Annotated in this window: 12 protein-coding genes; 7 read left to right on the forward strand and 5 right to left on the reverse strand. The window is 37.9% G+C overall.

The features are described 5' to 3' along the window. The first annotated feature begins 296 nt into the window (after positions 1–296). Positions 297–731 carry a GNAT family N-acetyltransferase gene (locus tag C0W29_RS13590; RefSeq protein WP_045044437.1) on the forward strand — a complete coding sequence of 145 codons (435 nt, stop codon included), beginning with the start codon at positions 297–299 and terminating at the stop codon, positions 729–731. 285 nt (positions 732–1016) lie between these two features. Here the strand turns inward: C0W29_RS13590 and C0W29_RS13595 are convergent, their stop codons facing one another. Then, positions 1017–2822, reverse strand: a complete 1806-nt coding sequence (locus tag C0W29_RS13595) for an MOSC N-terminal beta barrel domain-containing protein (protein WP_235869026.1) — start codon at positions 2820–2822, stop codon at positions 1017–1019. A 759-nt stretch (positions 2823–3581) separates the two neighbouring features. Here C0W29_RS13595 and C0W29_RS13600 point away from each other — a divergent pair. Next, a complete protein-coding gene (locus C0W29_RS13600; protein ID WP_107174151.1) occupies positions 3582–5456 on the forward strand; it encodes a hypothetical protein in 1875 nt (624 codons plus the stop codon). A gap of 220 nt (positions 5457–5676) precedes the next feature. Here the strand turns inward: C0W29_RS13600 and C0W29_RS13605 are convergent, their stop codons facing one another. Next, positions 5677–5892, reverse strand: coding sequence for a DUF465 domain-containing protein (locus tag C0W29_RS13605; RefSeq protein WP_036794990.1), 216 nt, complete (start codon positions 5890–5892; stop codon positions 5677–5679). Positions 5893–6152: 260 nt separating this feature from the next. On the opposite strand from C0W29_RS13605, the gene C0W29_RS13610 reads away from it, so the two are divergent. From C0W29_RS13610 to C0W29_RS13625, 4 genes are all read left to right on the forward strand, one after another. After that, positions 6153–6692, forward strand: a complete 540-nt coding sequence (locus tag C0W29_RS13610; protein WP_107174150.1) for an MAPEG family protein — start codon at positions 6153–6155, stop codon at positions 6690–6692. Between the two features lie 101 nt (positions 6693–6793). Next, positions 6794–7444 (forward strand): polysaccharide deacetylase family protein, encoded by a 651-nt coding sequence (locus C0W29_RS13615; RefSeq protein ID WP_045044441.1) that lies wholly within the window; start codon positions 6794–6796, stop codon positions 7442–7444. Between the two features lie 15 nt (positions 7445–7459). Next, on the forward strand, positions 7460–9319 hold the full coding sequence (locus C0W29_RS13620) for an HAD-IIIC family phosphatase (RefSeq protein ID WP_052671556.1): 1860 nt from the start codon (positions 7460–7462) through the stop codon (positions 9317–9319). A gap of 90 nt (positions 9320–9409) precedes the next feature. Further along, on the forward strand, positions 9410–9772 hold the full coding sequence (locus C0W29_RS13625) for a GlpM family protein (RefSeq protein ID WP_036794986.1): 363 nt from the start codon (positions 9410–9412) through the stop codon (positions 9770–9772). 53 nt (positions 9773–9825) lie between these two features. On the opposite strand, the gene C0W29_RS13630 is transcribed toward C0W29_RS13625, so the two are convergent. The 3 genes from C0W29_RS13630 to ppsR all read right to left on the reverse strand — a co-directional run bounded on the left by C0W29_RS13630 (position 9826) and on the right by ppsR (position 12479). After that, positions 9826–11172 carry a DEAD/DEAH box helicase gene (locus C0W29_RS13630; RefSeq protein WP_045044442.1) on the reverse strand — a complete coding sequence of 449 codons (1347 nt, stop codon included), beginning with the start codon at positions 11170–11172 and terminating at the stop codon, positions 9826–9828. Positions 11173–11265: 93 nt separating this feature from the next. Next, a complete protein-coding gene (locus tag C0W29_RS13635) occupies positions 11266–11544 on the reverse strand; it encodes a hypothetical protein (protein ID WP_036794984.1) in 279 nt (92 codons plus the stop codon). A gap of 101 nt (positions 11545–11645) precedes the next feature. Next, positions 11646–12479, reverse strand: a complete 834-nt coding sequence (ppsR, locus tag C0W29_RS13640) for a posphoenolpyruvate synthetase regulatory kinase/phosphorylase PpsR (RefSeq protein WP_045042768.1) — start codon at positions 12477–12479, stop codon at positions 11646–11648. Positions 12480–12630: 151 nt separating this feature from the next. Between ppsR and ppsA the strand changes: the two genes are divergently transcribed. Then, positions 12631–14997, forward strand: a complete 2367-nt coding sequence (gene ppsA / locus C0W29_RS13645; protein ID WP_045044443.1) for a phosphoenolpyruvate synthase — start codon at positions 12631–12633, stop codon at positions 14995–14997. Positions 14998–15038: the final 41 nt, after the last annotated feature.

The raw sequence follows: 15038 nt of genomic DNA on the forward strand, positions 1-15038 counted from the left end.
GTGTTGAAACTCCTTTTGAGATTCAGATTATTTATGGTGCTACAGTCTCCTTATCTTGTTTAATTTAGTTTAGTTGCTCAGAAAAGCGTTAAAAATACCTTTGAATTTATTCAATATTATTTTGAAAAACTCATGGGGGTAGTGTTAATTACTTTCGGTATAAAAGTAGCGTGGGCATCGAAGTAAGCGCATAACAAGTTGCTTAAATGGACTTGTAACTTGTGTGATTAACACTGCTCGTTATTGCTGCACACATTAACTCCCCCCTTAAGTGGCGTTATAGTCAAGGAGATAAAATGGAACTTATTTACCTAGAACGTACAGATGAGCTATATCAAGATGCATTAGATCTACGCTATGACTTGTTCTTTAGAACTCCCGGCCTTCCGCGAAAAATAATGTTTGATGAGCTTGAAAGTAGCAGCTTTCATATTGCAGCAGTAGATAATAACTCATTGTGTGCATATGGTAGATTAAGCGAGGAAAGCCCTCGAATATTTAAGATTTCGCAGATGGTCGTCCGCCCAAACATGCAAGGTCAAGGCTTAGGTACTCGCGTTCTAACAAAACTGACACACGAAGCTCTCGCAAAGGGAGCAGATGAAATATATTTAAATGCTAGGCTTCATGCCGTATCAATGTATGAAAAGTTGGGCTTTAAGACTTCAGGTCAATCTTATGTGGCTAATAGCACAGGCGTTCCTCATATCAAGATGATCAGGCGCGTCTAAATTGTCTATAACACGACTTAAAGACGGATTTTCATACCTGATATTTTTGTGCTAAAACAAAGGGAAGCCATAACCTTGCACATCAACTATGCGGTATTAAAATTGATCTTGTTATTATATTAAAATACTCACTAAAAATTCTGATAGTGACTGTAAAACCCATCCCGTCATTCCCTACAGTGAGGAACGAACGAGATAGGGAATCTATTATTAACGTGTTGTATCTTATTGTTTTCCACTCGTACCATTGATGGCCGATACGGAGAATAGCTCACGGTTATTTTATTACTGACTAATTTTGATATTAGATGTTGGAATTGAACAACAGGCTAATACCATTCCTTGTTGTTTATCATGATCATTTAATGCTGTGCTTGGTTGTTGTAAGACTTCCCCTTCAATGACTTTAACCTTACAACGGCCACATAAACCGGCACGACAACCGTTTTTTATGGGTAAATCTGCGGCTTCAATTTGATCAAGTAAGCTAGCCTGGTTATGTCCAGTAAATTGTTGTTGATTAAATTGGATGTTAATTGAGTGCTGTTGTTCAGGTACTGCTAATTGTTGACTAAATTGCTCTTGGTAAAAGTGAGCGGCAGGTAACCCCTGATTTATTAACAACTCTTGTGTTGTTTGGCTAAAGCGTGCATTACCACAGACATAGGCATGATAGTTGGCGAGGGATTGAAGTGACACAAAGTGCTCAGCACAGATACGGCCACAAAAAGAATGAGTCGAATCCTGTTGTTGGGTTAAACAGATAAATATTTTTATTTCTGGATGCTGGCGTTCTATTGCTGCAAGTTCAGTGGCAAATGGAATATCAGCCTGTGTTCGACAGTAATGATAAAAAATGAGTCCCTGAGTGTTTTTTTCGGCGATCAAGCTACGTAGCATCGACATCATCGGTGTGATTCCACTGCCAGCAGAGATGAGCAATGTATTTTGTTCTTTTTGTGGTTCGAGATAAAAACTCCCTGATGGCGTATCACTCCATATGTTGTCACCGACCTGTAAATTATCATGAAGCCAATTAGAAACCATGCCTTGATCAACTTTTTTCACAGAAATAGTGTAATGCTGGTGTGTTAGCGGTGATGATGAAAGGGTATAGCAACGCTCAAAAATCTGATTATTGATCGAGATATGAATAGGTAAGTATTGCCCCGGAGAGTAAGAGGCTAAAGTTTTTTTTTGCTGCGCTTTAAAAGAAAAAGAAACAAAATCCTTTGCGATGGGCTCACGTTTGATACACGTTAAAGCGATACGTCGATCTTTATATTGCTCTGGTGTGCGATATGATAATACTTCAACGCTATCACCTTGATGTATGATTCCTTCTTTTACGACGATAGCATTCATACCAAAATTAACATTTGTTGGGATTGCATTGTCAGAACGAAAGGTCATCAGTGTTGCAAGCGGTTCGTTATTGACGGCTTTTTGTGCAGTTTGAGGGTCGTAGTTGACTAATACACAACGGCTGCATGGTGCTTTAATTTCAAGCTCTACTTCGCCAATTCGAATTCTTTTCCAACTATCTTCTGCAAAAGCTTCAACACCTGAAACGACTAAGTTGGCACGAAACTTATCTATTGAGTGAATTTGTTGGGTACGTGCATTAAGGTTATCTAAAGATGCTTCAGAGATAATCATGACTGGAAAATTATCAGCAAAACTGACCTTTACTTGTGCTTTTCCTCCTGTTCTTTGACTTTCAATGCCGTTATACAGTAATTGTGCCGGTTGGCCTATAATCTCACTAACCCATTGATTTGCTTCTTCTGATGTTGTGTAGGCTTGAAAGGAATCATTCCATACGGCAGTTGATGTTTGTGTCTGCGTTAATTGTGTAAAATCCAAAGATAGTGGTGCTTTATTTGGAAAATTAAACAGTAAACCATGAGGTTGAATAACAGTAGTGAGCTGAAGTAATTGAGGATAACGTCGAGAGGTGATCATTGAACCATCAGTTAATGCGATCATAAAACGACGATCAATATCAATACCTGCGGATTTGACGATAGCGTGAGATAAAGAGAGTTTTTGAGTTGATTTAATAGGGTATATATTAATTTGAGAAAGCATTTTATTCACTGAGAATATCATCCTATGAGGTTAAATCGATACTTATTGGTTGAATAATGGAATTTCAGTGTTAGTGAAATGTCAGCTAATGACTGTTTATTAGTAAACTGTCTGTTTTTAGTGATTAAATGGGCGAAAAAGTGGATCTTATAATAGCTAGTGGTTTGTTGCTTTTATAAACCATTCTCTGTTGATTTTTTCTGGTTTTTATTAATTTTGTACTTATATGAAATTATATTGTTAGTTTGCATATAAATGTAGAAGTTATATGTGGAAAAGAATTGCTTGATGGTCAGTGTTATAATAATCCAGAATAATGTTAATTTATTAAACATTACTAAGAGTAATTTAAACACAAGGTATTTTATGTTTTCAGTGAATGACTATTAAGAATAGAAAATATGAGCTCGCGCTTTTAAGTGACATTTATTGATGTAATGATTTTTATTTTTTAAATCGTGATAAAGGAATATTTGGGTTGTATTTATATCACTTTCTACATTGTTTTATTCTTATTTAATAATTTACAGTGAAGGTTTATTTGGTTGAGTGTTATTTAGGGTAAGGTTATACCATTTTATTATTTCAGGTGTTGATGTTTATTATTAGTCGGGTAAATTCGTTTAACTGATTTCATTTATACAATATTCAATAATAACTAATTTTATATTGATTCAGCTATCAATTTATTATTTTAAAGCTTGCACGAAAAAGATGACACCTTAATAATCGGCTGATTTTTTATTTTAAGGTATTGATATGATTAACTCTTGTCCTCCGCATTGTGGAACACCGACATACTTAAGTGATACATATTGCCCTATTTGTGGTGATACTCTCGATGAAAAGCGTGCGTTGAATAATGTGCAAGACTTGTACCCAGATGCTTTTAATAGGCTTAAAGCACATTATCCAAATGCACAGTTAATTACTGGCCAAATTACTAAAACGCATTTCTACAAGCGAACAAAGCATACCAAGAATAATACTAATAGTTGTGCATTATGGTTTCTGACGGTTGAAAGTACTGATGGTATTCAATATCGATTTAATGTTGATGCTGAGAATAAGATCCTTGTTAACTTGAAAGTCGGTGATGTTATCACGTTTTCTGAACCTTACGCGGTTAAGGTACCAATGGTGCGTGATAATAATACCCCAGATGCGATCACCAATGATATTTTGCTTGATGCTGTTGTTTTACATACTGGTGAGGGACAGTTTTTACAACATGTGGGTATTCACCAACCGATTAATCCAATCGAGAAAATCATTACATACTATTTTTTTGCTCTTCTTTTTGCGGTGATTTTGGGTGGGTTTATTACATTGGCACCACACGGTCTTAATTTTTTCAAAGGAAATTTTTGGATATCGGTACTGCTCATTGGGGCGCCTGCCTGGTACTTTTGCCATCGTAAGCACCGTGAATTTTCTCAGGTGTTTGAAGATGAAAAACGGGTATATCAGTCATTCCTTGATATTTTGCCATTGATGCAAGGTGTTAGTTTGACGGATCTAGGCTATCACCAGAAAGTACGTCCAAAGGGGAATGATGACATATTATGTGACTATTGCGATCATCGCTTATCTACGCAAGCACATTATTGTCCTCATTGTGGAAAATCTCAGCACAATAATGAAACGGATGTCGATACTGTGATAGTTGATGCCATGGTGGCGTCTCATGATGGTGAGCTGGGGGCGGAAAGTGCGTTAATGACAGCGCCTAGCGGGGAGAATGTCGTTACAACAGAGAATATTGTTATGGCACACGCTGCCACGGCAACTCTGGCTGTTGAACCATCGGTTACCGTTAATCCTCGCCGAAATGTTATGGATGTCATTCATGCCAAAATGGCCGAGTTTCGTTACGATCATGAAGATAAGATAATATATCGACATGCTTTGGTTCCTAATGAAGAACTTAAAGTGACGGCTTGGTGTTACATGGCGCGAGTGATTGAGCGTGAAGCGAGTGTGGATATTAATCGTACTTCGGTGACGACGACGACGACTCGAACCGATCGTTATGGTGATAAAGATACCAGTATCTCTACTCATCATACGCGTGATGTTAGTTTCAATTCAAAATTGTTGATGCGTACCGAGCTGGGTCATGAATTTGAGTTGTGGTTACCCGAAAAAATGCGCAGTTATACTGATGTGGGTGACATCCTGATGGTGGAGGGAGTGAAACTTGAGGACAAGTCTGGTAAATCACACTATTACAACCCACATTATTTAAACATGACGAAAAAACGATATAACCGTGAGGGTTCAAATCTTGGTAGTTATAGGAATAAACCGATTTTACCTCAACTGATTCAGCTTTCTTTAGCTCTAATCTGTCTATGGGGATTTATTGAAATTGAACCGCAGATGTTGGCGATATTTCATCAGTGGGCGTGGAGTAGTGCGCTTATTAATCACTTAGGTTATACCATTTTTACGGCGTTACTTACCTTTGTTCCTTATATGCTGTTCTGTATCGTGATCAAGTGGCTGGATTCCCGTTCTCGTGATTGGTACAAAAATGAAGCTATAAGGATATATCAGCCAGTGTGGGCATTAAGAGATAAAGCGCTAGATGATATTGATGAACTACATGATTTGTTTACAAAGCTAAACTGATCGTCACTATATATGCCAAGTGTACTAAAGGTATAACAAAGTAATCTGTACGATACTAATGGCACTCATTGTTTAGAGTGTCATTGGTTAAAGAATTAAGTTAATAACAAATTTGTATTTCGTTTAGTCGGTATTATATGCTTGGAAAGGTTGTAAGTTTAAGCAAACATCAAAGCAGAAAAGAGAAGCGGATCCTTATCTTTTCTGCTTTAATTTCACATTACTTATTTGCTACACTTTTTAAATAAGCTAAGATTTCATCCTTCAGTAAAAGCTTTTCTTTTTTTAATTTATCAATTTCTACTTCATCAAAACCATCTTTTGACGTCATTTTTTCAATTTCAACATCTAATTCATTATGCTTCTTGTATAAACGGTCAAAAGCAATATCTTTACCTTCTAATGAATCGATTAATGCGCTGTATTCTGTAAACATGATTTTATCCTCATAATTAGTATGTCTTAGTTATACGCATTATCTGAATGAAAAATAAGAGATATTTTACTCTATTTATGAAAACGAATTTTACTTTTTACGACTATTGAAATAAAACTTGGCAGCCATAATATTGCAGGTTTTGACAACAATGTTTATGCTCATCTCAGATATATTTATATTAGGATTTAATGTTACGTGATACGGTAAGTACCCTCATGAATTGAAACAATGCGTATTAGATCTATTTTGAGGACATAATGCAATTATCAAAGAAACAAGCTGGTGTATTTAAAGGTATGGCGTTGGCAATGCTAATTTCTATTATTGTCATATCGCTAGCAATTTTTTTAGATCCTTTTCATTATTCGACTATTGATCAACTATCACAAAAATTGACGGTATTAGGGCTTTCTTTGATATTACCGACATTATTTTTACTCGTTTCAATTGGACGATTAGCAAAGTTTAGATTTTTTAGCCCAGAAGATATTGATGGCAGCGGGTTAACCTCGGCTACAAGTGAAGCAACTGTTTTACAAAGCTTACTTCAAAATACCTTAGAACAAATTGTTATCACATATGGTGTATATACTGCTTGGTGTCTATTAATGCCGGCGTCTTGGTTATCAGTTGTACCTTTGTGTTCAGTGTTATTCGCTATTGGGCGTATATTCTTTTTTAGAGGTTATAGCCAAGGTGCTCCAGCAAGAGCGTTTGGTTTTGCATTAACATTTTACTCAACAGTGCTAATGTTTTTGGTGCTTGTAATATATCAATTGATGATCGTTATTAGCTAAAATCTTACCTATGACTGATTATTATTAGAACAGGGTGTCATTGACATTGTTTTTATGACTGCCTATACCTAATAAACAGGGATGAATAATGGGTGGAATATATGACAAGTCTAAAGTCAGTGATTAAAAATATTATTCCTCCATGGGTTGTCACATATAAAACCGCTGAAAAGGGGATTTTATTAACCTTTGATGATGGCCCTGATCCAGATATAACGCCTCTCATATTAGACTTGCTTGAGCAATATCGAATCCATGCTGTTTTTTTTGTGCTAGGTAAGCAAGTGGTAAAGTACCCTAAAATTATTCAACGCATCGTTGCGAATGGACATTGTATTGGTAATCATTCTTTTAGGCATAAAACTGCAGATGAGTTGAGTTTTGGTGATTATTCTGATGATCTCAATAAATGTCAGAATATTTTGAAACCATTTATTACGTCAAGCCCAACATTATTTCGCCCACCTGAAGGTAGACTTTCATTTTTGGTTTGGTTTGTCATTAAATATCATCGTATGCAGGTGATGCTATGGTCGATTGAGTCGGGGGAGTGGGGGAAATATTCTCATGAAAGTGTCGATCAAATGTTCGACCGTTTAGTTAGTGATATTAAACCACATGATATTGTTCTTATGCACGATAATAGCCGTAAGGTTTTATTATTACTAGAAAAACTATTGCCGGTGTTAGTTGAGAAGGGAGATGAATTTATTAATCCCAAACAGGCTTTCCCGTATTTACATCATCATTAACTGAACAGTACTGGTATGTATCAGTTAGAGGTTTTATCTCAACAAGACTTAAAACAAGCGCTTTGTTTACCTAAAGAGGTGCAGCAGGCCTTTATTTTAGGCCAAACTGTTATAGATAACTGTTTTAGATATTCAGTCTTGCAGTGGGAAGAGCATTGCACTGAATGTGCGATGCCTGCCTGTTATAAGACATGTGATCTGTATGAACCGCGTCGTGATGGTCATTGTCGTCGGTTTGTGAAAGGTATTGTTCCTCTTTCAATTGCTGAGCGTCAATATCCGGTAGTTCAAGTTGACTTCAAACGTTGGGGGGCATTGATGTCAACATCATATATTGGCGTATTTGAACCTCAACAAGCCGATATTATTAATCGCAAGGCATCACGTGCTGAATATATTGCTCAACATACTGAATTTTCAGATGGATTATCTATTGCTGGACGACGGGGTATTGTTGTTCGAATGGCGACTCGGTATAAAAATTATTTAAGTCAGTCTATGATACCTAAGCAATGTGCGGATGCTTTTCTCATTGAAATATATTGTGAAACGAAAATAGATTTGAGCATTGTTATTCGGGCTATAAAAGGTAAATTGAATAAGATCCCATTTCAATATCGTCTACAAAAAGCGGCGGGTTATCATCAAGTTTTTATACCTTTTAAAAGTATTGCTCCACATGTTGATTTTCAAGAAATGCACTTTATTAATATTATTCCTAATAGAAGTGAAGCCGAAGAGGTGGACCCATTAACTGTTGTCTTTGGATTTGTCGGCTTTATTCAGCAGAGCCCTCAGTTACAAGAAAGAATATCGTTAGATGCATTACCAAATAAATCTATTAAAGTATTAGTTTGGGATTTGGATAATACATTATGGGATGGGGTTCTTGTCGAAGATGGCGCAGATCGGATTCAACTGAAAAAAGGTATAACTGAGGTTATAAAAACCCTCGATGCTCGTGGCATTGTTAGTTCGATTGCCAGTAAAAATGATCATGATATAGCTTGGGCGCATCTTAGCGCGTTAGGGCTTGCTGCATATTTTGTTTTTCCTGAAATTAATTGGGGGCCTAAAAGCCAATCAATTCAACGAATAGCTGAAAATTTTAATGTTGGTAAAGACACTATTGCTTTTATTGATGACTCCGCATTTGAAAGAAATGAAGTAAAGAACATACACCCTGAAGTAAGTATTTTTAAACATAGTGATTATATGACGTTAACTGAATTAGCGGCATTTAGTCCCCAGACTTCATCGGAATCAGCATTAAGACGTTCTTTTTATGTTGCTCAACAAAAACGATCAACAGTGCGCTGTGGTTTTGATGGGGAATATGGTGAGTTTATAAAGACGTGCAATATACAATTACAGATTAGATGCGCGCAACTGACATTTATCGATCGGATCCATGAATTAGTACAACGAACTAACCAAATGAATTTTTCAGCTACACGCTATGATCGTGAAATGTTGATGCAATTAATTCAAGATCAATCAGTAGCAACATTTTTTTTAAACGCAACGGATAAGTTTGGTGATTATGGAACGGTTGGTTTTTGTATCATTGATTTGAATCAGCGTCGAGTAACGGATTTGATGTTCAGTTGTCGTATTCAATCTAAACGGGTGGAACATGCTTTTTTAGGTTGGCTGTTAAATACGGCTTATTTGTCGGGATGGGATTGTTTACACGTTGAATATAAAGCGACAGCAAAAAATAGCCAATCTGAAAAAGTATTCTCTGATCTAGAATTTAAAAAAATCACTCAGCACCAAGGTGTAGCTGTTTACAGTAAAGAAACAACGAATGAGGATGTCAGTGATTATTTTATAACCATTGACGCGCCTAATATTGTTTTTACTGATCGTTAATCCTACGTTTTATATTATAGCTAACATAGTTGTATCGCTTTTTTTACTTTTAATTATTATGATAGCAATGATGATTATTGAGGCTAGGGAATGGCGACATTATTTTTTAAATGTCTATTGGGTGCCGCAGCAGTATTACTGATTGCGTTATTATCGAAAAGTAAGAGCTTTTATATTGCAGGATTAGTGCCTTTGTTTCCGACATTTGCATTAATTGCCCATTATATAGTGGGCTCAGAGCGCAGCATGGAAGATCTTCGTATGACAGCCTTATTTGGATTGTGCTCGTTAATACCTTATGCCGGATATTTAATGGCAGTGTATGTCTTGAGTTATTATTATAACTTAACCGCAACGTTATCGTTAGCAACGGTGGTATGGTTAGGTTGTGCTGGATTATTGTTAGTTGCGTGGACGCGTTGGAGTCCATTACTGATTGCTAATTCGCTTTAATAATGACGATCGCCATCTTAATGTCTTGCACTAAGATGGCGATGTTGTATTAGTTACGCAGATTTAGGCTTGCGTGTGCCGCGTGGAATACCGGTATCACGATCAGTGATTGGTTTACGGTTTCTTGGCTTCTTTGCCTTTGGTTTATCTGTGCTTGGTGTGTTGCTACGCGGCTTATCATTGCGACGTGGCTTACCATCAGTACTATTTTTATCTTCAGGTTTATTGTATTTAGGTTTGAAGTTTAAAATAGAAATAGGCACTTCTTTTGTTGGTACAAAGCCTTCAATTTCTTTACGAACGATTAAGTGACCTAATAGACGCTCAATCATGCATAAGTTTTTAAAGTTATCGCGTGATACAAATGAAATCGCTTCACCTTTAGATCCTGCTCGACCAGTACGGCCAATACGGTGAACATACTCTTCTGGTGGGAAGGGGAGATCATAGTTCACTACGCGGGTTAACTCATCAATATCTAGACCACGAGCAGCAACACCGGTTGCAATTAAGTATTTCACTTTACCCGCTTTAAAATCGTCTAAAACTTGTGCGCGTGCGCCTTGACTACGACCACTATGAATAGCTTCAGCAGCAATACCACGTTTTTCAAGTTGGCTAACTAATTTCGCTGCACCATGCTTTGTTTCAATGAAGATTAACGCCTGATCCCATTGTTGCTCATTAATTAAATGGCTTAATAGGGATGACTTCATGTCTTTATCGACAGTGATCAGACACTGATCAATTTTAGGTTGTGATGCTTCATCTTTGGCAACACTGATCTCAACTGGATTACGAACTGCTGTTTTTGCCAGTAAACGCACTTGAGCAGATAGCGTTGCTGAGAACAACATGTTTTGACGATCAAGAGGCAAGCGTTCGATGATCTTATTAATGTCTTCGATAAAGCCCATATCTAACATACGGTCGGCTTCATCAAGCACTAAAATTTCAATGGCATCGAAATGAATAGCACGTTTAGTGTACATATCCAATAAGCGACCTGGCGTTGCAACCAGAATATCAACACCCTCAATAAGGCGGCGTTTTTGTGGTTCGTAATCGACACCACCGTACATTGCCATAGAGGTTAAATTGGTGTGTTTGCTGTATTGGGCAATATTTGCCTCAACCTGAACAGCAAGCTCACGTGTTGGCGCGAGAATTAAAGCACGCACTCGTTTAGCTCGTACTTGCTGACCATCATCAAGCATTTGCAGAATTGGAAGCACGAAACTGGCTGTTTTACCTGTACCTGTTTGTGCTGCTGCAAGTAAATTTTTGCCGGTTAGTGCCACCGGAATGGCTTTTTCTTGAATCGGCGTAGGAGTGGTGTAACCCATATCGGTTACTGCTTTAACGATAGCGTCGCTTAATCCAAGCTTAGAGAAAGGCATGTAGAATCTCAGATAAATAAATCAAATAACGGCTCTCCCTAGTGTTAGGGTAACAGCCGACGAACAATAATGCGGATTATAGCACGGGCGACATTAGCTCATTATATTATTTCGTATTAAGCCTCGGCGAACATTTTTACACAGTTTGCCAAACTGCCTAATTTCATCAAACTGTGGAGTAACCCCACGTTCAATCGCGTGCTCCCAATAACTGACTTCAGTATCGACTAACTCTAATAATTTTTTAGGACAGCCAATGCATTTGTTATCAGGACCACAAACAAAGGTTTCAGGATCATAAAGTGGAAATGCCTGCTTAACATCGCTTAGAAGTTGACGCATGGCTGTTTGACGATCAGGTTTTTTATTCATGGTGTGTATGTACCTGTGCTAAATCAGTATTCTAATTAAGCACAGTGTAAATAACCATATTTATATTATATCTGATATCACTTGATCTTTATTTGGTTGAATTAACACATGTTTCTTTTTAATCCGCTCATTGATAGTAGTCGAGTTGATATTTCTTCAACGGATAATGACGAGGTGTTTAAATAAGGTATGGCTTCACGGCGAAACATAGCTTCCACCTTATGCAGCTCGTCTTGACATTGTTCTAGGCTGGCATATTCACTGTCAGCAAAACGCTCATTTCTAATTGCAACTAATCGTTCGATATCTATCGTCAGACCAAAAGTTTTAAAGCGGTAAGGCTCAATAGCTTTGGGGAGTTTTAATGCTGACATATCATCGGCAATGAAAGGATAATTGACCGCACGTAACCCAAACTGCATTGCTAGATATAAGCTCGTGGGGGTTTTACCACAACGAGACACGCCTAATAAAATAATATCGGCTTGCTCTAAGTGGTTGAGTGATACGCCGTCATCATGAGCTAGAGTATATTCAATTGCTGCAATACGATCATGATAACTAGCAGAGTCTTTATTTATGCTATGTGAACGCTGTAATTGTGGTGTTGCTTTCATGGCTAAATCACGTTCTAAAGGTTCAACTAAGACCTTCAGGACATCATAAAAAAGCGCATCAGCTTGCTCTATGATCTGTTTTATTTCAGGTACAACCACAGAATAAAACACGAGAGGTTGTACGCCATACTTTTCATTTGATTGATTGATAAGGTTTTTTACTTGTTTAGCGCGTTCAATTGACTCAACAAAAGGCAGGGTTGTTTGTTTAATATCGAGTGAAAATTGACCTAAAACGGCATGGGCGAGAGTCTCTGCCGTTATCGCTGTACCGTCTGAAATGTAAAACACGTCACGAAAATTGGTTTTATTTTGCATTGTATGTTGAATCCTTCAAAAAAAGTTGCAATTCTGTGCTTCATAGGAATAGCGAAGAGATACGTTAACATAAAATGGCATATCTTTAACACCGTCCACGCAAACGATTGCTGGTGTCGCTCGTTTTAGCTAATGATCAAGGAGAACTACCGTGCAGCAGAATGTTATTTGGTACAGTGATCTATCAATGAATGATGTTGATAGAGTTGGTGGAAAAAATGCTTCCCTGGGTGAGATGGTAGCAAATTTGTCTAATGCCGGGGTGAAAGTCCCTAATGGTTATGCGACAACCTCCTATGCTTTTAATCAATTTTTACAAGCTAATGGATTAAGCCAACGTATTTACGCTTTGTTAGATACACTTGATGTTGATGATGTGAATGCACTAAAACAAGCGGGTGCAACTATTCGTAATTGGGTACTTGAAAATCCATTACCAGCAGCGCTAGAAGATGATATCCGTACTTGTTACCAACAACTCGGAGAAGGTGATGAGATGCTATCTGTTGCGGTCCGTTCATCTGCAACAGCTGAGGATTTGCCTGATGCATCGTTTGCTGGACAGCAAGAAACATTTTTGAATGTACGCGGTATAGATGCAGTTATTGAAGCAACTAAGCATGTATTTGCTTCACTATTTAATGATCGTGCAATCTCATACCGAGTTCATCAGGGCTTTGATCATGAAGGCGTAGCATTATCTGCTGGCATTCAACGAATGGTTCGTTCTGATAAAGCATCCTCTGGCGTGATGTTTACATTAGATACTGAGTCAGGTTTTGATCAAGTTGTCTTTATTACTTCTTCATGGGGACTTGGCGAAATGGTCGTTCAGGGAGCTGTAAACCCTGATGAATTTTATGTCCATAAACCAACCTTAAAGGCAGGAAATCCAGCGGTTGTGCGCCGTACGATTGGCTCTAAACTTATTAAGATGGTTTACGCTGATGGTAAAGATCTTGGGACACAAGTTGAAATAACCGACACGACGGCTGCAGAACAAAGCCAGTTTTCATTAACTGATGCTGAAATTATGGAGCTGGCCAAACAAGCGCTGATTATTGAGCAACACTATGGCCGTCCAATGGATATTGAATGGGCAAAAGATGGTAATACCGGTGAGTTATTGATTGTTCAAGCACGCCCAGAGACAGTACGTTCGCGTGATGATCAACAAGTAATGGAACGTTTTCATCTTAATGATCAGGGACAAACCTTGATTGAGGGACGTGCGATTGGGCAACGCATTGGTAGTGGTCCAGTACGAATTGTGTCTGATTTATCACAGATGGATCAAGTACAGCAAGGTGATGTGCTGGTGGCTGATATGACCGATCCTGATTGGGAACCGGTAATGAAAAAAGCGTCAGCGATTATCACTAACCGTGGTGGGCGTACTTGTCATGCTGCTATTATTGCGCGTGAATTAGGTATTCCTGCTGTTGTCGGTTGTGGTGATGCAATGGCACTTCTACAAGACGGCCAAAATGTAACCGTATCTTGTGCACAAGGTGAAACGGGATATGTTTATGATGGCATTCTTGAATTTGAAGTACGTCGTTCTGAGGTAGAACAATTACCAACATTGCCACTAAAAGTGATGATGAATGTGGGTAATCCTGATCGTGCATTTGATTTTGCGTGTATTCCTAACGAAGGTGTTGGCCTCGCTCGGTTAGAATTTATCATTAATAAAATGATAGGTATTCACCCGAAAGCGTTACTGAATTATGATCAGCAAAGTGTCGAAATAAAGGCTGAAATAGACAAGCGAATTATCGGTTATGCAAATCCAGTTGAATTTTATATTGAGAAATTAACGGAAGGTATCTCAACATTAGCAGCAGCATTTTGGCCTCAGCGAGTGATTGTGCGGTTGTCAGACTTTAAATCAAATGAATACCGTAATCTTGTTGGTGGCGTAAATTATGAGCCAACAGAAGAAAATCCAATGCTAGGATTCCGTGGAGCATCTCGCTATATCGCGCCACATTTCCAAGATTGTTTTGCACTTGAATGTGAAGCGATAAAGCGCGTTCGTGAAAAGATGGGATTGAAGAACGTAGAAATTATGATCCCATTTGTGCGTACTGTCAGTGAAGCTGCATCTGTGATTGACTTATTGGCTAAATTTGAACTGCGTCGCGGTGATAATGGTCTTAAAGTGATGATGATGTGTGAATTACCTTCAAACGCGATTTTGGCTGAAGAGTTCCTTAAATACTTTGATGGTTTCTCAATTGGTTCTAACGATATGACTCAGTTAACACTTGGTTTAGATCGGGACTCTGGTGATATTGCGCATTTATTTGATGAACGTAATGATGCTGTGAAAGCGATGCTATCGTTAGCCATCAAAGCAGCCAATAAAGCGGGTAAATACGTAGGTATTTGTGGTCAAGGACCATCAGATCATGAAGATTTTGCTCGTTGGTTAATGGATCAAGGTATTGATTCAGTGTCATTGAACCCTGATACGGTATTAGAAACATGGACCTTTTTAGGTAAGCCTCACTAAATTGATGCTTAAAATAATACGGTAAATAAATATTAAGCCTG

The sequence above is a fragment of the Photobacterium kishitanii genome (assembly GCF_003026355.1).
In the GTDB taxonomy this organism is placed as follows: domain Bacteria; phylum Pseudomonadota; class Gammaproteobacteria; order Enterobacterales; family Vibrionaceae; genus Photobacterium; species Photobacterium kishitanii.